The sequence below is a fragment of the Citrobacter sp. Cpo015 genome, from assembly GCF_030333035.1.
Lineage (GTDB): Bacteria > Pseudomonadota > Gammaproteobacteria > Enterobacterales > Enterobacteriaceae > Citrobacter > Citrobacter portucalensis.
Window position 1 is genome coordinate 276,176 of record NZ_JAOWGS010000039.1, and the last position, 20,501, is coordinate 296,676.

The following is a 20,501-nucleotide window of genomic DNA, read 5'->3' on the forward strand; positions in this document are numbered from 1 at the left end:
TCCTCAGGCAATAACGCCCAGTTGTTTACCAATGCGTGTGAACGCCTCAACAGCACGCGTAATCTGCTCAGGGGTATGCGCCGCAGACATCTGGGTACGGATACGCGCCTGGCCTTTTGGAACCACCGGATAGAAGAATCCGGTAACGTAAATCCCCTCTTTTTGCAGCTCGCGGGCGAATGCCTGCGCCACTACTGCATCACCCAGCATAACCGGGATGATCGCGTGATCCGCACCGGCTAACGTAAAGCCTGCGGCAGACATTTGCTCGCGGAACTGACGTGCATTCGCCCACAGGCGATCGCGCAGGTCGCTGCCAGCTTCAACCATTTCCAGCACTTTAATGGAAGCCGCAACAATCGCCGGTGCCAATGAGTTGGAGAACAAATAAGGACGGGAACGCTGACGCAGCCACTCAACAACTTCTTTGCGCGCTGCGGTGTAACCACCGGATGCGCCGCCGAGTGCTTTACCCAGCGTACCGGTGATGATGTCCACGCGACCCATCACGTCACAGTATTCATGGGAGCCACGACCATTTTCGCCGACAAAACCGACGGCATGGGAATCATCAACCATGACCAGAGCGTCGTATTTATCCGCCAAATCGCAAACGCCTTTCAGGTTAGCGATTACCCCATCCATAGAGAACACGCCATCAGTGGCGATCAGGATATGACGAGCGCCCGCTTCACGCGCTTCTTTCAGGCGAGCTTCCAGTTCCACCATATCGTTGTTGGCGTAACGGAAACGTTTTGCTTTACACAGACGCACGCCATCAATGATAGAAGCGTGGTTCAGGGCATCGGAAATAATTGCGTCTTCTGCGCCCAGCAGCGTTTCAAACAGGCCGCCGTTGGCGTCGAAGCAGGAAGAGTAAAGGATGGCATCTTCCATACCGAGGAATGCCGCCAGTTTTTGCTCCAGTTGTTTATGGCTGTCCTGGGTACCGCAAATAAAGCGAACCGAAGCCATACCAAATCCGTGAGAATCCATACCCGCTTTTGCCACAGCAATCAGTTCCGGATGGTTAGCCAACCCCAGATAGTTGTTCGCACAAAAGTTAATAACGTGGCTTCCATCCGCCACGGTAATATCCGCCTGCTGGGCAGATGTAATAATGCGTTCTTCTTTAAACAATCCTTCCGCACGTGCGGTTTCGAGATCGTTCGTTAACTGTTTGTAAAAATCCCCACGCATTTCAATTCTCCAGACTGGGCAAATTTCAGCACATATTACCCAAAGCTATACGTTGATACGAGATGACGCATCATCACTTCTTCAAAATGAAGCATAAATCACGTGTACCCGCACGGCTTATCGGTGAATGGCTGAAGCCTAAGCCATGTAGTGATATGATAGAAGTATTCGTGTCTGAGATTGTCTCTGACTCCATAATTCGAAGGTTACATTTATGATCATCGTTACCGGCGGCGCGGGCTTTATCGGCAGCAACATCGTTAAGTCCCTGAATGATAAAGGCATCACCGACATCCTGGTGGTGGACAACCTGAAAGACGGCACCAAGTTTGTTAACCTGGTGGATCTGAATATTGCTGACTACATGGACAAGGAAGACTTCCTGATCCAGATTATGGCCGGGGAAGATTTCGGCGATATCGAAGCGATTTTCCACGAAGGCGCATGCTCTTCCACCACCGAGTGGGACGGCAAGTATATGATGGACAACAACTATCAATACTCCAAAGAGCTACTGCACTACTGCCTGGAGCGTGAAATCCCGTTCCTGTACGCGTCCTCTGCCGCCACCTACGGCGGTCGCACTTCTGATTTCATCGAATCCCGTGAATATGAGAAACCGCTGAACGTCTACGGCTACTCAAAATTCCTGTTCGACGAGTACGTGCGTCAGATCCTGCCAGAAGCCAATTCGCAGATTGTTGGCTTCCGCTATTTCAACGTCTACGGACCGCGTGAAGGCCACAAAGGCAGCATGGCAAGCGTTGCTTTCCACCTCAACACCCAGCTTAACAATGGCGAAACGCCAAAACTGTTTGAAGGCAGTGAAAACTTCAAACGTGATTTCGTTTACGTAGGCGACGTGGCTGCGGTAAACCTGTGGTTCCTGGAAAACGGGGTTTCCGGCATCTTTAACCTCGGTACAGGTCGTGCGGAATCTTTCCAGGCCGTTGCCGATGCTACGCTGGCGTACCACAAAAAAGGCAGCATTGAGTACATTCCATTCCCGGAAAAACTGAAAGGCCGCTACCAGGCATTTACCCAGGCAGATCTGACGAACCTGCGCGCAGCGGGCTATGACAAGCCGTTTAAAACCGTCGCCGAAGGCGTCACGGAATATATGGCTTGGCTGAACCGCGACGCGTAAGTATGAAAATTTTGGTGGTTGGCCCGTCTTGGGTGGGCGACATGATGATGTCGCAAAGTCTCTATCGCACGCTCAAGGCGCGCTATCCCCAGGCGATAATCGACGTGATGGCACCTGCGTGGTGCCGTCCGTTATTGTCGCGCATGCCAGAAGTCAACGAAGCTATCGCCATGCCGTTGGGGCACGGCGCGCTGGAGATCGGCGAGCGCCGTAAACTCGGCCACAGTCTGCGTGAGAAGCGCTATGACCGCGCTTATGTGCTGCCTAACTCGTTTAAATCCGCTCTGGTGCCATTCTTTGCGGGTATTCCCCATCGTACCGGTTGGCGTGGCGAGATGCGCTACGGTCTGCTAAACGATGCGCGCGTACTGGATAAAGACGCATGGCCACTGATGGTCGAGCGCTATGTGGCTCTGGCTTATGATAAAGGCGTGATGCTGACGGCCAAAGATTTGCCGCAGCCTCTGCTATGGCCACAGTTGCAGGTCAGCGAGGGTGAAAAATCGCTAACCTGTAGCCAGTTCTCCCTTTCAGCCGAACGCCCCATCATCGGTTTTTGCCCAGGTGCGGAATTTGGTCCAGCGAAACGCTGGCCACATTACCACTACGCAGAGTTGGCGAAGCAGTTGATCGATGAAGGCCATCAGATTGTGCTGTTTGGCTCAGCAAAAGACCATGAAGCTGGCAATGAGATCCTGGCAACGCTGAGCACTGAACAGCAAGCCTGGTGCCGTAATCTGGCGGGCGAAACACAGCTGGAACAGGCCGTCATTCTGCTCGCCGCCTGCAAAGCGGTCGTCACCAACGATTCTGGATTAATGCACGTGGCCGCAGCACTGAACCGTCCACTGGTCGCATTGTATGGTCCAAGCAGCCCGGACTTTACGCCCCCGCTTTCCCACAAGGCACGTGTCATTCGCCTGATTACGGGGTATCACAAAGTGCGTAAGGGCGATGCGGCAGAAGGCTATCACCAGAGCCTGATTGACATCACGCCGCAGCGCGTGCTGGAAGAACTCAACGACCTGTTGTTACAAGAGGAAGCCTGACGGATGCGGGTTCTGATCGTTAAAACGTCGTCTATGGGCGATGTGCTGCATACGTTGCCCGCATTAACCGATGCGCAGCAGGCTATTCCGGGTATTCAATTTGATTGGGTGGTGGAAGAAGGGTTCGCTCAAATCCCCTCCTGGCATTCAGCTGTTGACCGGGTTATTCCAGTAGCGATCCGTCGCTGGCGTAAAGCCTGGTTTTCAGCGCCGATTAAAGCCGAGCGTAAAGCGTTTCACGATGCGGTGCGTTTACAGCATTATGACGCAATAATCGATGCTCAGGGTTTAGTTAAGAGCGCCGCGTTGGTGACACGTCTGGCACGTGGCATCAAGCATGGTATGGACTGGAGCACAGCCCGCGAACCGCTGGCGAGTCTGTTTTATAATCGCAAACATCACATAGCCAAACAGCAGCACGCGGTAGAACGTACGCGTGAATTGTTCGCCAAAAGTCTGGGGTATGCTAAACCGCAGTTGCAGGGTGATTACGCGATTGCGCAGCATTTTATGAATGAACATAAGGCTGATGCAGGCCAGTATGCTGTATTTCTGCACGCCACGACACGTGATGATAAGCACTGGCCAGAAGCCAACTGGCGGGAGCTTATTGGCCTGTTAAATAATACCGGCATCCGTATTAAACTGCCCTGGGGTGCTCCTCATGAAGAAGAGCGCGCCAAAAGGCTGGCAGAAGGGTTTCCCTACGTTGATGTCCTGCCGCGAATGAGTCTGGAAGATGTGGCTCGCATTCTGGCGGGGGCAAAGTTTGTGGTGTCGGTTGATACAGGATTGAGCCATTTAACCGCCGCACTGGATCGCCCCAATATTACGTTGTATGGTCCAACAGACCCCGGACTGATTGGGGGATATGGGAAGAATCAATACACACAGCAAAGCCATTCCGGAAAATTGCAGGACCTGGATGCTAACTTAGTCAACATATCGCTAGTTGATAATAATTTGCTTTAACTTTAAGAGATGAACCATGCTTCGCCAACACATGTTTTCTCGCTTTATTTATAGTATAAAAAATAATCCATTCGATTTTATATACTTCTTATTTTACGCTGGGATCCTGGCAACGCTTGCGATGGTGTTGGTCAATCCAGATGAAGCGCTGAAGGTATTTATTTTCTCCACGGCGCTATCTCTACCGCTTATAGGAAAAAATATAAAACATGTGTGCAGTAACAAACAAAACCTGGTTTTACCTGTTATGTTGTTGCTCTTCGGTTTACTCCAGATTATTTGGGTAGAAATATTCAAACAGCCAGGCTCTGCTTTTACCGGAGCCTATAGGTCATACCAGAACGGTGGCAAAGTGATGATTTTTGCCGCACTGGTTATGACCGCTTTGGCATCGCGAGAGCCATGTGCCAACACAACTCGCATCACCAGTATCTGGACAATTCTTACAGCAATAGGTCTGTATCTTTTCGCAGGCTACGAGGTCGCCAGGGCACCAGATATTATGACCTACCGTGTTGCGCTGGGCTTTGAACACCAAACCGGCACAGCCTACGCTCTGACGCTAATTGCATTATTAGCCTCTCAGGCCATTATTAATCTGCGTCTAAAACACACCGTTGCACTCTATCTGTTACATTTTTTGATATCGCTGGCAGTCATCATCACAACGCAAACTCGAGCCGCTATTTTGGTATACCCGATCCTGAGTGTCGGCCTATTCCTGATGTACTATCGTCACAACCGCACCATGCTATTAAGGGCACTGCTGGGTTTTGTAATACTGGTGGGGGCTGCTGCAATCCCCTTAAAACCAGTCATTGAAAGCCGCTATCAGAACTTCCTGGTTGATCTGCACTCTTATAATCAAAACAATAGTAATACTTCTATCGGCGCGAGACTGGCGATGCAACGGGCAGGTATTGAAGCCGGGAAAGTGCACCACTGGGGACAGTCACTCGAACAACGCGGAGCAGAAATTCAGCGACTTGCGGTGCAGGACACCTCGCTGCAAGGGGCACTGGTCTTCATTGATGTCCACCTGCATAACGAAATGGTTGATACCTTCTCACTAAAAGGCATCCCTGGTGTTGTTGTGCTACTCTTGCTCTATACTGCCATGTTTTTAATAGCTTACTGGCAACGTAGTCCTCTGTTGTCCGTCGTCTCAGGCGCTATCGCAGTCTATGGCTTGAGTGATTTATTATTATATGCCAAAGGTGAAGCCCTGAGCAGCGTGCTGGCGTTATGTGTAGCAGCAGTACTGAGCTCGAATCCAACAAGAGAACGATGCCATGGTTAACGCTTCCGGTTATTTACTGAGCATTATTATACCTACATACAACAACGCTGAACTCATCACAGCGACGTTGGCGTCTATACATCAGAGCATCACAGATGATGTGGAGGTAATAATTGTTAATGATGGCTCTACGGATTTAACCGAAGAGCGTATAAATGCGTTTTACCGCGAAAAAGATTGTCATAACGTTAAGTATATAAGTCAAAAAAATCAGGGTGTTGCAATCACCCGTAATGTTGGGCTTGCTCATGCGACAGGGAAATATATTGGCTTTGTAGACAGTGATGATATTGTCTGCCAGAATTATTTTACAATTCTCCTGCCTAAGTTAAGAGACGAAAAATATGACATCATCGAATTTAACTTAACTCGAGATATAAACAATTTGTATAAGAACGCGCCGAAAATGGAAAACAACATTACCCAGCGCGAAATAATCTTATCAGATGACAATTACGCCCCTCTATTACCAACATTCAAGGCAGGGCAATGGCATCTGATGACAAAAATCTTTCACCGCAATATCATTGGTAGCGATAAGTTCGAGGAACATCGCCGCTACGAAGACATGATTTTTTGCCCATTCCAGTATTTTAAATGCCATAAGATTCTAAAAATCGAGAATAAGTTATATTACTACCGAGTAAACGATAAAAGTATTACCGAGAACATTATTGATAGTGACGCTGACAGCATCTTCTTTGCTATGCGAAAAATGTATAACTATATTAATGAAAATAGATCCAAGCGTACTGTTGCGACATTTATGATTATCAATTGCTTTCTCGAAGGACGTAAACTGTTACGCAAGAAAAAAGGCTATTATCGCTATAGCGAGAGTATGCTAAATGACATTCAGAATGCACTTGCATGCTGCGATACGAAAATCGTTAAGAAGAAAATAATTCTGAAGATGAAATATCCCCATATCGATCGTTCTATTTCTGAAACAAGATATAAGATAATATCTGCTTGCAAAAGCTTATTCTTGCGAAAGGGATTTTAACATGTTTGAAAAAGTTGACCGGATTCTTATTTGCAAGCTCAAGTTTTATGGGGATGTTCTGCTAACTACGCCTGTCATTGCCAGCATTCGGGCACGTTATCCACAAGCGGAGATCGATCTGTTGCTCTATAAAGATACCAAAGCAATCTTAGCCGCCCATAAAGATATCAATAATTTTTATCTGATTGAGAAAAAGCAAGGCCTGCTGTCAACAGTGAAAAATTACCTTTCAGTACGTAAACAACTGAAGAAAAATCACTACGACCTGATCGTTAACCTCACCGAACAATGGCCGATCGGCGCTCTTATAGCGTCTTTGCGTTGCCCTTCAATTGCTTTTGAGCGCGAAAAAGATCAGTGGAACCGACTTTTTACGCGAGTAACGCCATCCATTGGAACACATATTGTTGAACAAAATTTATCTATTCTAAAAGGTATCGGGTTTAGCGAAACAGAACTGAAGAAAGAGATGTCTCTTTGTTATCGCCCTGACGACTATCAACATTTAGTTACCCTACTCCCGGAATTGCCTTCACAAAAATATGTCGTTATTCAACCCACTGCCAGACAAGAGTTTAAATGCTGGGACGATGAAAAATTCGCGCATGTTATAGACCACCTTCATCGGCGTGGTCTGCATGTTTATCTTACCTGTGGGCCAGCGCTAAGTGAGCAGCAGCAGGTTCAGCGCATTGCTGAACTGTGTCAATCTTCCCCTGATCTGACGCTGGCAGGTAAAACCACCTTTTTACAGTTGGCTGCATTGATCGATCATGCCGTTCTGTACATTGGCGTCGATTCTGCTCCTATGCATATGGCAGCGGCGCTAAAGACACCGCAGGTCTGCCTGTTTGGCGCCACCAATTATCAACAGTGGAAGCCATGGTCGGATAAAGCTTTATTGATTTGGGCTGGCGATTATCATCCGATGCCTTCTCGAGATAAACTCGACAGATCTAAAAAATATCTAACATGGATACCGGAGCAAGCTGTGATTGACGCTATCGATAAGGTACTTCATGATAGTGACAATATAAAAGGTAATGAGAAAGCATAAATGGACAGCAAAAAAAACGTTATTAACATTGCTTACTGTACAGATGCCAATTATCTGGAATATGTAGCAGTGTCCATTATGTCTGTCATAATGAACAACCCGGGGCAGGATCTGTCATTCTTCGTCTTTGTCTATGACGTTACAGATGAAGAAATCAATAAACTACGTTCTACCAGTGATAAAATTCAGGTTATCAATATCGATAAGGAAGAGATTGAAAAGTATAACAATGACTTTGCAATCAAACACCTGAACCGTTCAATCTATATGCGATTAGCGGTCCCACGACTGCTTAGGGATAAGGTAGAGTCTTTTATCTATTTAGATGCAGACACACTGTGCTTCGACAGCATTCATGAAATTAATAACATTGACATTAGTGAAGTTATTTGTGCCGTCAGTCATGATTCGTTTGATAATAGTAGCAACAAAAATGCGAAACGATTAAATTTAACGACAGATTTTTATTTCAACTCCGGATTTATGTATATTAATATCAAAAAATGGACTGAACACAATATTGAAATAAAAGCTAACCAAATATTGTTCGATCGGGTCAAAAATCTCCCTTATCCGGATCAAGATGCTCTGAACATTGCTATTAATGGCAATGTTAAATTTATTGATAACAAATGGAATTTTTTATTTAACTGGTTTACTGAACAACAGAAAGAGACCTTCTTTTTTCAAAAAGATACTCTACCACGTATTATCCATTTCACCGGTGGAAGGAAACCCTGGTATAAAGAACACACTGGGCTTTCACAGCAACTTTATCTTTTCTACCATCATTTCACGCCATGGCGAAATACTGAACTACGGTCTTATGCTCCACGTATGAGGCCTACTGATTATCGTGTTTACTCACGTCAGGAAGCCCAAAAGGGAAATTACTATGCCTCTCTCAAATGGTATATGAAATACCTTAAGACTAAATTACGTTAATAAAAAACTCCCTTACGGGAGTTTTTTATTATTTTTTTAATTTTTCACGCAAATAACCAATATAACTGATTACTGAGGCGAAATACTTCCCTTGTAACCTTTCATGGCGTGACTTCTTTTTGTACTGTTTTGGCGTTCTGGCAGGTAGCAGTGGAACTGTCGCCCACGGAGAAGCCTTCCAGGCTTCAACAAAGTACTGTGCTGAAGGATAGTTAGCCCATGAATTCCAGGGTTTAGTTACACCAACATAATGAATAAGAATAGTGTCATTGGTGATGTATTCTTTATATCGAGAAGTGTCTTTACTCTTTAACTCTTGTTTAATGCCATATATTGCATCGTAGATTCTAGGTAGAAAAATGGTTTTCCCTAAAAACATAATATTCAAAACATCCTGATCAAGAAACGCAAATTTCTTGGTTTTGTCCAACAGAATAGAAAATGCTTTAGCGAAAAACTGTTGTTCCTTCCACTTCTTTAAATTAGCAAAAATAACACCAGCATTAAAATATTGCTCAACAAATTCCGGAACGTTAAGTCGAGTGGCAGCATATGAACGACTGTCATCAATATCTTGAATAACTGCAGCCACATGATGCTCAAACTGAATTTTTGTTAATTCAATCAACGACCCTTTACATACCACATCGGCATCTATATATAATAAATTATCAATTTTTTCACTAAGATACTCAAATGCAATAAACCTAAAATAGGTCGCATAAGACCACGCATTCCCGCATGGCAAAACCTTTAATCCTTCAGCATTCATCACATAAACAGTTATATTCGTTGAATACTGCTTTGCTAATATTTCTAATTTTTGCTGATAGTCTGAGTCAATATAATCAGTAAAAAGATGAAAATGAATATTGATATCTTGATTATGTAGTAAAACGGACGACATCGAAACCGCCGCGCCAAACATAAAGTTCTGATCAACCCCCCAGGCGATATTGAGCTGTGGTTTTTGTTCTTTTGGAGCACCAAAGAACTCAATGGTATCCTTGATAGACTGATGACAATCAAAATTCATGTACTACACCTTTTCAATATGCTATCTGACAATTATATGCACAACTAACTAGTGTGACCGTGCGTTATGTAGCTTATTTTTTATATACATTACATGACTAAGCACCGAACGGATATATTTACGTTGTGCCCTTTCATGCCGTGACTTGCGTTTATATAGTTTTGCCGTATTTGCATTTAATAAAGATTTTTCCGCCCATGCTGATTTTTTATAGGCATCTATAAAAAACTTGGCTACCGGGTATTTGGCCCATGAATGCCATGGCTTAGTAACACCGACATAGTGTATTAATACCGTATTATCGGTTATGAAATTCTGATATAGTTTATCATTCTTATTTTTTAATTCCTGATCTACACCATAAATACAGTTAAAATCTCTTCTCAGGAAAATAACATTACCGACAAACAAGATGTTCAGCACATCCTGATCAAAATAAAGAAGCTCTTTTTGACGTTTGTCTAAAATGGAAAATGCTTTAGTCAACAACTGCTGTTCACGCCACACTTCGAGATTGGCAAATACCACGCCAGAGTTAAAGTAACCGTTACTCAGTTCAGGAATGCCGAGCCTGTTGCCGGATTTAATACGCACATCATCGATATCATTGATGACAGCCGCATATTCCCCACAGAAATTAATCTCCGTAAGCTCTTGCAATGAACCTTTACAGATAACATCGGCATCAAGATACAGTACAGAGCTTAGCTCCGTACTTAAATATTCAAATGCAAGATAACGATAGTACATCGCATAAGTCCATGATTTCGTACTCGGTAGTTCACGAAATACCGCGTTATCGAACACAAGAACCGTCACAGTCGTACTATACATTTGGGTCAGGCGTTTTACACTCTCCAGATAATCGTCATCTATATAGTCTGTTGCTATATAAAAGTGAATATCAATATCAGGGTTATTCACTAATACTGAGGTCATTGAAATGCCAGAGCCAAATAAAAAATTACGGTCGACACCATACGCAACACTTAGTTTTTTACTCTTCTCATGCGTAGAGCTGTCTATGACGTGTTTTTGAATAACTAGCTTCTGGAAATCAATGTTCATAATAAAATGGCCTCAAACTTTATATGTGATTTATAGCGCTTTTCTTATTGTTCTTCGTCTTATTTTTTGCGCTTTTGTGACAGCCTGTTCAAACAACCTGACTTCCTGACGAAAGATTTCACGAAGTGGCATCGAAAAATAGACACGTAAAAAACGGTAGATATCTCTGGACGTCAGACCGATCTCAAGTGAAGAGAAGTAGAGTCCGATCAAGTCCTTGTCTCGCCAGCGGCGCGGTACATGTTGACGAATTTGTGCACGATGCAGATCGATTACGGAAAGTTTGATATCCGCAATATTTTCTGGCATCGGTTGTTGGAGCAAAAAATGGCAAATATAGCAATCCCGATGATTTACTCCACCCCGATGCATTTTACCCACCATTTCTGCCACACGGGTAATAATGGTCCGTTTTAATACAAAATCAGGACGCTCAACTCCCCACCCGGCACAAAAATCTTCAAGGCTGATGGCGGGAGAAAGGTCCTCAGTGATGATAAACGAGGTTCGCTCTAACGGATTCAGACCTTTTTGACCAAATGCAACCCCTGTCATAGTATCAACATTCAGTTCTTTTAAGCGGTGAATCGCCAGCCACTCACGGTCGGCACCCAGTACAGGCATACGCAGAGATATAAGGTTCTTCACCACTTCTTTAAGCGTGGTTCCATGATGATATTTAAGAAAATAACCCTTTCCCATCATCTCAAAACGTAGGGTACGCCGTGTTTCCAGAGCGCGAAAAACCTCACCATCCAGCTTAGTGACTTCAGTAAACGGGTCTTTTCCTTGCCACTGCGTGGCAAATGGTTCTTTTAATTCAATCATTCTTAGGACCTAAAATGATATCTGCAGCTTTATCTGCCAGGCTGTAGAGATCTTCTGTATCAGCAAAATGCCGCGCGTTCCCGGCCCAACGACTTCTCTGCTCATTATTTTGCAGCGCATCGAAAAGTGCTGTATTCAGATTTTCCTGCTCAAAAGGTTCAGGAATCACCACCCCACATTGTGCGGCGTTGATATAACCCGCATAGCCGCAAACTTCGGTAGTTAATACCGGTAGCCCGGCAACTACAGCTTCTAGTAAGACAATACCGGCAGCTTCCTGTACAGCGGGGTGAAGTAATAAATCAGCAGCAGACATCAATTCTGCGACATCGTCTCGCCCCGAGAAGAACTGCACTTGTTCTTCAACCCCCAATTGACGAGCCTGAGCGCGATAGCGATCGGCCTTATCCTGACCAACAACCATCAATCGCGTGCGGTGGCGGATGACATCAGGCAAAGAAGCCAACGCCTGTAATGTTCTTGGCACGCCTTTGCGTTTGAAATCGGAACCTACCTGTAAGAGTAAGTACTGATCGAGACCAATACCGTTTTTTTCTCTGACAACCTGCCGGCTGTTTTCAGGTTGTTGGCTGTACTTTCGGTCAGGATAGATTCCTGGTGGCAGGATACAAAAACGCTGGCTCTCAGTTTGGTAATGATGTTTGAAGTCACCAATTTGCTTATCGGTTAACATCAAAAGCGTAGTGCCGGCACCCCGCTGAAATACAGCTTGTTCAAATGCAGAATAGTGTCGGTACCTGCTAGTCAATTTGTAGAAAAAGCCTTTCTCGCGGGCGACCTTTTCTGCATAGCAAACGTCCGCAGCGTAATACACATCCAACCCAGGCATTTTATTAAAACCAACGACACGATCGACGGGATGTTGAGTTAAATAATTCTGAACTCACTGATAATATTGCTCGTTTTTCCCATGATTCGTTCTGGATGTGACGGGGACGAGTATAATCTCCAGCCCTTTCGGACGCTCGCCCTGCCATGACTGGGTAAATACCTGAACATGATGGCCACGAGAAGCAACCGTCAGCGCTACCCGCAAGAAATCACGTTGTAACCCACCATAGGGAAAATACTTGTACAAACAAAAAGCAATATTCATGCATTAATATCCGCATCGCGTCGCCAGGCATGTCAGGTTTGAAGCATCAGAATCGTGTAATCCTTGCCTAAAGCATCCAAAGATGACTTTCTGTGCTTTCGAAACGTTTCTGCCCGCTAGCTACCTGAAATTGCGCAGTAGTATATCATTTATTATCACGCATTCCGAAATGAATATTTTTTGAACAAAATACAAAATAAACCATGAAAAACATACAGATAAAAAAGACACCAGTTCATCAGAAAACGCACACCGCACAAGAGGTTAAGACATATAAATGCGGCCATGTGCATTTTTGAAATAGCCATCAGCGAAATCGGTCCCTCACCAATTCCATCGTTTTGATACAACCTGGATAAAAATGATGGTAAAGCCATAGTTAAATACATAGAATCCCCAGCACATTCATAAGTCAGCTACTATTATGCTCGAATTGCTTTACACCGCCCTTTTCTACCTTATTCAGCCTTTGATCTGGATACGGCTTTGGGTGCGCGGACGTAAGGCTCCGGCCTACCGTAAACGCTGGGGCGAACGCTACGGCTTTTATCGCCGCCCGCTAAAACCTGGCGGCATCATGCTTCATTCGGTTTCTGTGGGCGAAACGCTGGCTGCAATCCCATTAGTTCGCGCTCTGCGACATCGTTATCCCGACTTGCCGATCACGGTAACCACCATGACGCCAACCGGTTCCGAGCGCGTACAATCTGCTTTTGGCACTGACGTTCAGCACATTTATTTGCCATACGATTTACCGGATGCCCTGAACCGTTTTCTGAATAAAGTTGACCCCAAACTGGTGTTAGTTATGGAAACCGAGCTGTGGCCAAATCTGATCGCGGCACTCCATAAGCGCCACATTCCTCTGGTCATTGCCAACGCACGTCTTTCTGCTCGTTCAGCCGCTGGTTATGCGAAATTAGGTAAATTTGTTGGCAGACTACTGCGTCGAATTACGTTGATTGCCGCACAAAACGAAGAAGATGGCGCACGTTTTATTACGCTTGGCGCCAGAAGCAATCAAGTCACCGTTACTGGCAGCCTGAAGTTTGATATATCCGTCACACCGCAACTGGCCGCAAAAGCGGTGACATTACGTCGTCAATGGGCGCCTCACCGCCCGGTATGGATTGCAACCAGCACCCACGACGGTGAAGAAAGCATCATCATTGCCGCTCATCAGGCGTTATTAAATCAGTTCCCGAATCTTTTATTGATTCTGGTTCCCAGACATCCTGAACGGTTCCCGGATGCCATTAACCTCGTACGCCAGGCTGGACTAAGCTATACCACTCGTTCTTCGGGTGAAGTTCCATCATCAGGTACTCAGGTTGTGATCGGCGATACTATGGGTGAGCTGATGTTGCTGTATGGCATTGCCGACCTTGCTTTTGTCGGCGGTTCACTGGTTGAACGTGGTGGACACAACCCGCTGGAAGCGGCAGCGCATGCTATTCCGGTGTTGATGGGACCACATACGTTTAATTTTAAAGATATTTGCGCCCGTCTCGAACAGGCAAGCGGATTGATCACCGTCACCGACGCAACTACGCTGGTGAAAGAGGTCTCTTCCTTACTGACCGATGCAGATTATCGTAATTTTTATGGCCGTCACGCAGTTGAAGTTCTGTATCAAAATCAGGGCGCGCTACAGCGTCTGCTGCAACTGCTGGAACCTTACCTGCCACCCAAAACGCATTGAGGCAAGTCATGCAAAAACGGGCGATTTATCCAGGAACCTTTGATCCTATTACTAACGGCCACCTTGATATCGTGACGCGTGCGACAAGCATGTTTGATCACGTGATTCTGGCGATTGCCGCAAGCCCCAGTAAAAAGCCGATGTTTACTCTGGAAGAGCGCGTTGAGCTGGCACAACAGGCAACGGCACATCTTGGCAATGTGGAAGTGCTGGGATTCAGCGATCTGATGGCAAACTTTGCCCGTGATAATCAGGCGAACATTCTGATCCGTGGCCTGCGCGCGGTAGCCGATTTTGAGTATGAAATGCAGCTGGCTCATATGAACCGCCACCTCATGCCACAGCTGGAAAGCGTTTTTCTGATGCCATCTAAAGAGTGGTCATTTATCTCATCGTCACTGGTGAAAGAAGTTGCCCGCCACCAGGGTGACGTGACGCACTTTTTGCCGGAAAACGTCCATCAGGCATTAATGAGTAAACTGAAGTAATGCACCAGGCCGGATGCAACATCCGGCCAGCAATGAAACTATTTCTGACAGCGACGACAATAGAACGTTGTACGCTGGGCGTGTTTTGTCGCAACAATCGGTGCGCCACATGCGCGGCAAGGTTCACCTTCTCTCCCATAGACCTGCAGCTCCTGGGCAAAATAGCCAGGCTTACCATCACTTTGCAGAAAGTCCTTCAGCGTCGTCCCACCCTGCTCGATAGAACGCAGCAACACCGCCTTGATAACGCGTACCAGCAATTCACACTCATCTTTCGACAGTGATGACGCAAGACGGTCAGGATGAATCCCAGCCGCAAATAGCGACTCGCTGGCGTAGATATTACCCACACCCACCACCAGTTTGTTATCCATCAGCCAGGGTTTAATCGCCGTTTTCTTCTTCGCACATTTCTGCTGTAGATAATTGGCGTTGAAATCATCGCTCAGCGGCTCAGGGCCAAGATGAGCGAGGACATTATGTCCTTCCAGTTCTTTAGTCCACAGCCAGGCGCCAAAGCGGCGGGGATCGGTATAACGCAGAACTTTGCCGTTGCTCATCACTAAGTCAACGTGGTCGTGCTTGTCTGCCGGAAGCTCTTCAGGAAGGATACGCAAGCTACCCGACATCCCCAGATGAATGATTATCCAGCCATCCGCCAGTTCTAGCAGCAGGTATTTCGCGCGCCGCTGTACGCTGAGGACAGGTTGATCACTCAGACGATAGATTTCCTCAGATACTGGCCAACGCAAACGACCGTTACGCACCGTCGCGTGCATAATCGTTGCCCCCACCAGATGCGGCTCAATACCACGGCGGCTGGTTTCGACTTCAGGTAATTCAGGCATAGTATCTCCGGCGGTATGTCAGGTCTCATTAATATGGGGACGGCCAGAAAACAAAAAACCCCGCCGAGGCAGGGTTTTTCTTTACATCAAAACGAAAATTATTTGATTTTCGCTTCTTTGTATAAAACGTGCTGACGAACAACTGGATCGAACTTTTTCAGTTCCAGTTTTTCCGGCTTAGTACGTTTGTTCTTCGTAGTGGTATAGAAGTGACCAGTACCAGCAGAAGAAACCAGCTTGATTTTCTCACGAATACCTTTAGCCATGATTTATTTCCTCTTAGTACTTAGTACTTTTCGCCACGGGCACGCAGTTCAGACAGAACTGTTTCGATGCCTTTCTTATCAATAACACGCATACCTTTAGCAGATACACGCAGGGTGACAAAACGCTTCTCGCTCTCAACCCAAAAACGGTGAGAGTGCAGGTTAGGCAGGAAACGGCGTTTAGTCGCGTTCAGTGCGTGGGAACGGTTGTTACCGGTCACCGGACGCTTGCCAGTAACTTGGCAGACTCGGGACATGTCTATTCTCCAAAAATCAAATTAGCTCGAGCTTCGTATGGGGTATTGGCGCCTCGTCAGGCTTCTCAGCCCGGTTATCGCAGTTCAATACACTTAATCTTTCAATGTTGCCTCGTCATTGGACGCAACAAGAATGATTTTGCGTATTTGCGAACTCTCGATTGCCAGGCCCAAATGCCAAACCCGAGATTCTCAAAGGTGGCGTAGTATACGCTGAGTCAGCGATGTGCTCAAGTCCCGAACAGACAAAGATCCCGATGGATCGCGTAAAGTGCGTTAAATCCAACCGCGTTCCGCAAAAGAAACGTACTCTCCGCGCCCAATGACCAGATGATCAAGCACCCGGATATCCATGAACTGACAGCATTTCACAACACGCTCGGTGATGAGTTTATCTGCTTTACTCGGCTCTGCACACCCCGAAGGGTGATTATGCGCAAGGATCACCGCAGAAGCATTCATTTTTATCGCTTCACGGACAATTTCTCTCGGATGTACCTCGACATGGCTAAGCGTACCGGAAAAAAGTTTGCTGTGTTTAATCACGCGATGTTGAGAATCCATAAAGATCACCAGAAAGATCTCGCGTTCCTCTTGCGAAAGCTGGCTTTGCAGAAATTCACGCGCCATTTCCGGACTAAGTAGAGCCCGCTCCTCTATCACTCGCACGTTGTAGTAGCGTCTTGCCAGCTCCGCAATCCCCTTCAACTGTGCGTACTTCGCGATACCGATTCCCTGAACATAGCTAAAATCCATGTAATCAGCAGACAACAGGCCATACAGCGACTCAAAATGCTGAAGCATCTCTTTCGCCAGCGTAAGCACATCTTTACCCTGCATGCCGGTACGTAAAAAAAGAGCCAAAAGCTCAACATCGGTCAGAGAACTGGCCCCCTGCGCCAATAGCTTTTCCCGGGGCATCATACTTCCTGTATTTTCCATGCTTCTCCCTCCTCTCGCGTCCGCATAGTGGCATAACACCGACGGTGATTCGACGCGTTGTTTTCACTTCTTCGTAGCGCCTCGCAAAGTGGAGCACGGTCAAAAGCACGACAAATTGCGGATTGTGATAAAATATCCGCCTTCTGGTGAAACCCAACAGGAAAGATCATGATGAGCCTGGCCGGTAAAAAAATCGTACTTGGCGTCAGTGGCGGTATTGCTGCGTACAAGACCCCTGAGTTGGTGCGTCGTTTACGGGAACGCGGCGCTGACGTCCGCGTGGCGATGACCGAAGCGGCAAAAGCATTTATTACTCCCCTGAGTTTACAGGCGGTTTCAGGTTATCCCGTTTCCGACAGCCTGCTTGACCCCGCAGCCGAAGCCGCGATGGGCCACATTGAGCTGGGGAAATGGGCCGATTTGGTCATCCTGGCACCCGCTACAGCAGACCTGATTGCTCGTGTCGCCGCAGGTATGGCCAACGACCTGGTGTCAACGATTTGTCTGGCAACGCCTGCTCCTGTTGCTGTACTGCCAGCCATGAACCAGCAGATGTATCGCTCTGCCGCGACCCAGCACAATCTGGGTATTCTTGCCTCACGCGGTTTGCTCATTTGGGGTCCTGACAGCGGTAGTCAGGCATGTGGTGATATCGGCCCAGGACGTATGCTGGATCCGTTAACGATTGTGGATATGGCGGCAGAACATTTTTCACCTGTCAACGATCTGCAACATCTCAACATCATGATTACGGCGGGTCCAACGCGTGAACCGCTTGATCCCGTGCGTTATATTTCCAACCACAGTTCCGGGAAGATGGGGTTTGCGATCGCGGCCGCTGCCGCAAAGCGCGGGGCAAACGTCACACTGGTATCGGGTCCGGTTTCGTTATCCACACCACCATTTGTTCAACGGGTTGATGTGATGACCGCGCTGGAAATGGAAGCCGCTGTGCAGTCTACGGTGCAACAACAGCATATTTTTATCGGCTGCGCTGCAGTCGCTGATTATCGCGCTGAAACTGTCGCCCACGAAAAAATAAAAAAACAAGCGACGCAGGGCGATGAATTAACAGTAAAAATGGTCAAAAATCCGGACATTATCGCCGGTGTTGCCGCACTGGATGTTAACCGTCCTTTTGTCGTTGGGTTTGCCGCCGAAACAAATAATGTGGAAGAATATGCCCGGCAAAAACGCATCCGCAAAAACCTTGATGTGATCTGTGCGAACGACGTTTCGCTGTCAACTCAAGGGTTTAACAGCGATAGCAACGCATTACACCTTTTTTGGCAGGATGGAGACAAAGTCTTACCGCTTGAGCGTAAAGAACTCCTGGGCCAATTATTACTCGACGAGATCGTGACCCGTTATGATGAAAAAAATCGACGTTAAGATTCTGGACCCGCGCGTAGGGCAACAATTTCCGCTCCCGACGTACGCCACTTCTGGTTCTGCCGGACTTGACCTGCGTGCTTGTCTTGATGACGCCGTAGAGCTGGCGCCGGGCGCAACAACGCTGGTGCCAACCGGGTTAGCTATCCACATTGCCGATCCTTCTCTGGCAGCGGTAATGCTCCCTCGCTCCGGGCTGGGCCATAAGCACGGTATCGTGCTGGGCAATCTGGTTGGTTTGATTGATTCCGACTACCAGGGCCAACTGATGGTGTCCGTCTGGAACCGTGGTCAGGACAGCTTCACTATTGAGCCGGGCGAACGTATCGCGCAGATGGTATTTGTACCGGTCGTGCAGGCTGAATTTAATCTGGTGGAAGAGTTTGAAGCCACCGATCGTGGCGAAGGTGGCTTCGGCCATTCCGGGCGCAAGTAACCCGCAGAAAAGCATCCCATAGCGTAATAACGCAATAACACACCGCAAACAACAGTTTGCGGTCGCTGTGTGGATGCCTGCCTGGCAAGAGCTTATTTTCAGGGGTATTTTGTAACATGGTAGAAAAGCAAACTGCGAAAAGGAATCGTCGCGAAGAAATACTTCAGTCTCTGGCACTGATGCTTGAGTCCAGCGATGGTAGCCAACGCATCACCACAGCAAAGCTGGCAGCCTCAGTTGGCGTATCCGAAGCGGCATTGTATCGCCATTTCCCCAGCAAGACCCGTATGTTCGATAGCCTGATTGAGTTTATCGAAGATAGTCTGATTACGCGTATCAATCTGATTTTGAAAGATGAAAAAGACACCAACGCGCGTCTGCGTCTGATCGTTCTGCTGATTTTAGGGTTTGGTGAGCGTAATCCAGGCCTGACACGAATTCTGACCGGACACGCGTTGATGTTCGAGCAAGACCGTCTGCAAGGTCGCATTAACCAACTTTTTGAGCGCATTGAAGCGCAGTTGCGCCAGGTTCTGCGAGAAAAAAGAATGCGTGAAGGTGAAGGCTACACCGTGGATGAAACGCTGCTGGCCAGCCAGTTACTGGCTTTCTGCGAAGGTATGCTGTCTCGGTTTGTACGTAGCGAATTTAAATACCGCCCAACGGATGATTTTGACACCCGCTGGCCGTTGGTTGCCGCTCAATTGCAGTAGCGATTTCGTCTTGTCCAGCCTACGGGGTTACGTAGGCCGGATAAGCGCAGCGCCATCCGGCAGTTCTTAAACGCCGTACGCTTCGCGATAGGCCCGTACTGCCACCAGATGCTCCGCCATCTCTGGTTTCTCTTCCAGATACGCAATCAGATCTTTCAGGGTAATGATAGAAATCACCTTGCAGCCATAATCGCGTTCCACTTCCTGAATCGCGGAAATCTCGCCGCGACCGCGTTCCTGACGATCGAGAGAAATCAGTACCCCCGCCAGGGTGGCGCCATTCGCCTGGATAATTTCCATCGACTCACGAATCGCCGTACCTGCGGTGATAACATCATCCACCAGCATCACACGTCCCTCTAGTGCGCTACCGACCAGATTGCCGCCTTCACCGTGGGTCTTCGCCTCTTTACGGTTAAAGCAGTACGGCAAATCTTTATCGTGGTGTTCCGCAAGTGCTACAGCCGTAGTAGTCGCAATCGGAATACCTTTGTAGGCAGGGCCAAACAGCAAATCGAACTCAATACCGGAATCCACCAGCGCTTCGGCATAAAAACGGCCTAACAGTGCCAGGTCGCGCCCGGTATTAAACAGCCCGGCGTTGAAGAAATAGGGGCTTTTGCGCCCGGATTTCAGCGTAAATTCGCCAAACTTTAGTACCTGCTTGCTAAGCGCAAACTCAATAAACTGGCGCTGATACGGTTTCATGGATTCGCTCCTCATCTCACTTTA

General features: G+C 47.1%; 21 protein-coding genes and 1 pseudogene. 12 read left to right on the plus strand and 10 right to left on the minus strand.

Features of this window, described 5'->3' with window-relative positions; genetic code table 11:
• Positions 1-3: 3 nt before the first annotated feature.
• Complete coding sequence (kbl, locus tag OGY67_RS22915; protein WP_286574567.1) at positions 4-1,200, minus strand: glycine C-acetyltransferase; 1,197 nt, start codon at positions 1,198-1,200, stop codon at positions 4-6.
• A 214-nt stretch (positions 1,201-1,414) separates the two neighbouring features.
• Between kbl and rfaD the strand changes: the two genes are divergently transcribed.
• From rfaD to OGY67_RS22950, 7 genes are read left to right on the plus strand one after another with little or no spacing between them, the layout of a single operon-like run.
• Complete coding sequence (gene rfaD / locus OGY67_RS22920; RefSeq protein WP_003827312.1) at positions 1,415-2,347, plus strand: ADP-glyceromanno-heptose 6-epimerase; 933 nt, start codon at positions 1,415-1,417, stop codon at positions 2,345-2,347.
• Between the two features lie 2 nt (positions 2,348-2,349).
• Positions 2,350-3,396 carry an ADP-heptose--LPS heptosyltransferase RfaF gene (gene rfaF / locus OGY67_RS22925; protein WP_071446339.1) on the plus strand — a complete coding sequence of 349 codons (1,047 nt, stop codon included), beginning with the start codon at positions 2,350-2,352 and terminating at the stop codon, positions 3,394-3,396.
• Positions 3,397-3,399: 3 nt separating this feature from the next.
• Positions 3,400-4,368 (plus strand): lipopolysaccharide heptosyltransferase RfaC, encoded by a 969-nt coding sequence (gene rfaC / locus OGY67_RS22930; RefSeq protein ID WP_103014674.1) that lies wholly within the window; start codon positions 3,400-3,402, stop codon positions 4,366-4,368.
• A gap of 16 nt (positions 4,369-4,384) precedes the next feature.
• Positions 4,385-5,668, plus strand: a complete 1,284-nt coding sequence (locus OGY67_RS22935) for an O-antigen ligase family protein (protein WP_286574569.1) — start codon at positions 4,385-4,387, stop codon at positions 5,666-5,668.
• Positions 5,661-6,674 carry a glycosyltransferase family 2 protein gene (locus OGY67_RS22940; protein WP_079934344.1) on the plus strand — a complete coding sequence of 338 codons (1,014 nt, stop codon included), beginning with the start codon at positions 5,661-5,663 and terminating at the stop codon, positions 6,672-6,674. Before OGY67_RS22935 ends, OGY67_RS22940 begins: the two co-directional genes overlap by 8 nt.
• Before the next feature lies 1 nt (position 6,675).
• Entirely contained in the window at positions 6,676-7,731 is a 1,056-nt protein-coding gene (gene rfaQ, locus OGY67_RS22945) for a lipopolysaccharide core heptosyltransferase RfaQ (RefSeq protein ID WP_234692491.1), read from the plus strand.
• Positions 7,732-8,676, plus strand: coding sequence for a glycosyltransferase family 8 protein (locus OGY67_RS22950; protein WP_234692490.1), 945 nt, complete (start codon positions 7,732-7,734; stop codon positions 8,674-8,676).
• Between the two features lie 28 nt (positions 8,677-8,704).
• On the opposite strand, the gene OGY67_RS22955 is transcribed toward OGY67_RS22950, so the two are convergent.
• The 4 genes and pseudogenes from OGY67_RS22955 to OGY67_RS22970 form a co-directional block, all read right to left on the minus strand.
• Positions 8,705-9,712, minus strand: coding sequence for a glycosyltransferase family 8 protein (locus tag OGY67_RS22955; protein WP_136391361.1), 1,008 nt, complete (start codon positions 9,710-9,712; stop codon positions 8,705-8,707).
• Between the two features lie 48 nt (positions 9,713-9,760).
• Entirely contained in the window at positions 9,761-10,780 is a 1,020-nt protein-coding gene (locus OGY67_RS22960; protein ID WP_137377631.1) for a glycosyltransferase family 8 protein, read from the minus strand.
• 30 nt (positions 10,781-10,810) lie between these two features.
• On the minus strand, positions 10,811-11,608 hold the full coding sequence (rfaP, locus tag OGY67_RS22965; protein ID WP_048215298.1) for a lipopolysaccharide core heptose(I) kinase RfaP: 798 nt from the start codon (positions 11,606-11,608) through the stop codon (positions 10,811-10,813).
• Positions 11,601-12,725: pseudogene (locus tag OGY67_RS22970) on the minus strand (glycosyltransferase family 4 protein). Before OGY67_RS22970 ends, rfaP begins: the two are co-directional and overlap by 8 nt.
• Positions 12,726-13,149: 424 nt before the next feature.
• Between OGY67_RS22970 and waaA the strand changes: the two are divergent.
• Entirely contained in the window at positions 13,150-14,427 is a 1,278-nt protein-coding gene (gene waaA, locus OGY67_RS22975; RefSeq protein ID WP_286574572.1) for a lipid IV(A) 3-deoxy-D-manno-octulosonic acid transferase, read from the plus strand.
• A gap of 8 nt (positions 14,428-14,435) precedes the next feature.
• Entirely contained in the window at positions 14,436-14,915 is a 480-nt protein-coding gene (gene coaD / locus OGY67_RS22980) for a pantetheine-phosphate adenylyltransferase (RefSeq protein WP_003024099.1), read from the plus strand.
• Between the two features lie 38 nt (positions 14,916-14,953).
• On the opposite strand, the gene mutM is transcribed toward coaD, so the two are convergent.
• The 4 genes from mutM to radC form a co-directional block, all read right to left on the minus strand.
• The gene (mutM, locus tag OGY67_RS22985) at positions 14,954-15,763 is read right to left on the minus strand and encodes a bifunctional DNA-formamidopyrimidine glycosylase/DNA-(apurinic or apyrimidinic site) lyase (RefSeq protein ID WP_286574574.1); all 810 of its coding nucleotides are present in this window, start codon (positions 15,761-15,763) and stop codon (positions 14,954-14,956) included.
• Between the two features lie 98 nt (positions 15,764-15,861).
• Complete coding sequence (gene rpmG, locus OGY67_RS22990) at positions 15,862-16,029, minus strand: 50S ribosomal protein L33 (RefSeq protein WP_003024094.1); 168 nt, start codon at positions 16,027-16,029, stop codon at positions 15,862-15,864.
• A 20-nt stretch (positions 16,030-16,049) separates the two neighbouring features.
• Positions 16,050-16,286 carry a 50S ribosomal protein L28 gene (gene rpmB, locus OGY67_RS22995; protein ID WP_003024071.1) on the minus strand — a complete coding sequence of 79 codons (237 nt, stop codon included), beginning with the start codon at positions 16,284-16,286 and terminating at the stop codon, positions 16,050-16,052.
• A gap of 276 nt (positions 16,287-16,562) precedes the next feature.
• Positions 16,563-17,228 carry a RadC family protein gene (radC, locus tag OGY67_RS23000; protein ID WP_032945377.1) on the minus strand — a complete coding sequence of 222 codons (666 nt, stop codon included), beginning with the start codon at positions 17,226-17,228 and terminating at the stop codon, positions 16,563-16,565.
• Between the two features lie 171 nt (positions 17,229-17,399).
• On the opposite strand from radC, the gene coaBC reads away from it, so the two are divergent.
• The 3 genes from coaBC to slmA all read left to right on the plus strand — a co-directional run bounded on the left by coaBC (position 17,400) and on the right by slmA (position 19,769).
• Positions 17,400-18,620: a bifunctional phosphopantothenoylcysteine decarboxylase/phosphopantothenate--cysteine ligase CoaBC gene (gene coaBC / locus OGY67_RS23005; protein WP_267440138.1), complete on the plus strand. Its 1,221-nt coding sequence runs from the start codon at positions 17,400-17,402 to the stop codon at positions 18,618-18,620.
• Complete coding sequence (gene dut / locus OGY67_RS23010; protein WP_003827259.1) at positions 18,598-19,056, plus strand: dUTP diphosphatase; 459 nt, start codon at positions 18,598-18,600, stop codon at positions 19,054-19,056. The genes coaBC and dut overlap by 23 nt, the downstream gene beginning before the upstream one ends.
• A 116-nt stretch (positions 19,057-19,172) precedes the next feature.
• Positions 19,173-19,769, plus strand: coding sequence for a nucleoid occlusion factor SlmA (gene slmA / locus OGY67_RS23015; protein ID WP_003827257.1), 597 nt, complete (start codon positions 19,173-19,175; stop codon positions 19,767-19,769).
• Positions 19,770-19,835: 66 nt separating this feature from the next.
• Here slmA and pyrE read toward each other — a convergent pair whose 3' ends face one another.
• Positions 19,836-20,477 carry an orotate phosphoribosyltransferase gene (gene pyrE / locus OGY67_RS23020; RefSeq protein ID WP_003837602.1) on the minus strand — a complete coding sequence of 214 codons (642 nt, stop codon included), beginning with the start codon at positions 20,475-20,477 and terminating at the stop codon, positions 19,836-19,838.
• Positions 20,478-20,501: the final 24 nt, after the last annotated feature.

Excerpts from the sequence above, each read along its gene's own strand:
- OGY67_RS22940 (WP_079934344.1), top strand. The coding sequence starts at position 5,661 with ATGGTTAACGCTTCCGGTTATTTACTGAGCATTATTATACCTACATAC.
- OGY67_RS22950 (WP_234692490.1), top strand. The coding sequence starts at position 7,732 with ATGGACAGCAAAAAAAACGTTATTAACATTGCTTACTGTACAGATGCC.
- coaD (WP_003024099.1), top strand. The coding sequence starts at position 14,436 with ATGCAAAAACGGGCGATTTATCCAGGAACCTTTGATCCTATTACTAAC.
- rfaF (WP_071446339.1), top strand. The coding sequence starts at position 2,350 with ATGAAAATTTTGGTGGTTGGCCCGTCTTGGGTGGGCGACATGATGATG.
- rfaQ (WP_234692491.1), top strand. The coding sequence starts at position 6,676 with ATGTTTGAAAAAGTTGACCGGATTCTTATTTGCAAGCTCAAGTTTTAT.
- OGY67_RS22935 (WP_286574569.1), top strand. The coding sequence starts at position 4,385 with ATGCTTCGCCAACACATGTTTTCTCGCTTTATTTATAGTATAAAAAAT.
- rfaP (WP_048215298.1), bottom strand. The coding sequence starts at position 11,608 with ATGATTGAATTAAAAGAACCATTTGCCACGCAGTGGCAAGGAAAAGAC.
- rfaC (WP_103014674.1), top strand. The coding sequence starts at position 3,400 with ATGCGGGTTCTGATCGTTAAAACGTCGTCTATGGGCGATGTGCTGCAT.
- coaBC (WP_267440138.1), top strand. The coding sequence starts at position 17,400 with ATGAGCCTGGCCGGTAAAAAAATCGTACTTGGCGTCAGTGGCGGTATT.
- rfaD (WP_003827312.1), top strand. The coding sequence starts at position 1,415 with ATGATCATCGTTACCGGCGGCGCGGGCTTTATCGGCAGCAACATCGTT.
- radC (WP_032945377.1), bottom strand. The coding sequence starts at position 17,228 with ATGGAAAATACAGGAAGTATGATGCCCCGGGAAAAGCTATTGGCGCAG.
- rpmG (WP_003024094.1), bottom strand. The coding sequence starts at position 16,029 with ATGGCTAAAGGTATTCGTGAGAAAATCAAGCTGGTTTCTTCTGCTGGT.
- waaA (WP_286574572.1), top strand. The coding sequence starts at position 13,150 with ATGCTCGAATTGCTTTACACCGCCCTTTTCTACCTTATTCAGCCTTTG.
- kbl (WP_286574567.1), bottom strand. The coding sequence starts at position 1,200 with ATGCGTGGGGATTTTTACAAACAGTTAACGAACGATCTCGAAACCGCA.
- slmA (WP_003827257.1), top strand. The coding sequence starts at position 19,173 with ATGGTAGAAAAGCAAACTGCGAAAAGGAATCGTCGCGAAGAAATACTT.
- pyrE (WP_003837602.1), bottom strand. The coding sequence starts at position 20,477 with ATGAAACCGTATCAGCGCCAGTTTATTGAGTTTGCGCTTAGCAAGCAG.
- OGY67_RS22960 (WP_137377631.1), bottom strand. The coding sequence starts at position 10,780 with ATGAACATTGATTTCCAGAAGCTAGTTATTCAAAAACACGTCATAGAC.
- rpmB (WP_003024071.1), bottom strand. The coding sequence starts at position 16,286 with ATGTCCCGAGTCTGCCAAGTTACTGGCAAGCGTCCGGTGACCGGTAAC.
- OGY67_RS22955 (WP_136391361.1), bottom strand. The coding sequence starts at position 9,712 with ATGAATTTTGATTGTCATCAGTCTATCAAGGATACCATTGAGTTCTTT.
- dut (WP_003827259.1), top strand. The coding sequence starts at position 18,598 with ATGATGAAAAAAATCGACGTTAAGATTCTGGACCCGCGCGTAGGGCAA.
- mutM (WP_286574574.1), bottom strand. The coding sequence starts at position 15,763 with ATGCCTGAATTACCTGAAGTCGAAACCAGCCGCCGTGGTATTGAGCCG.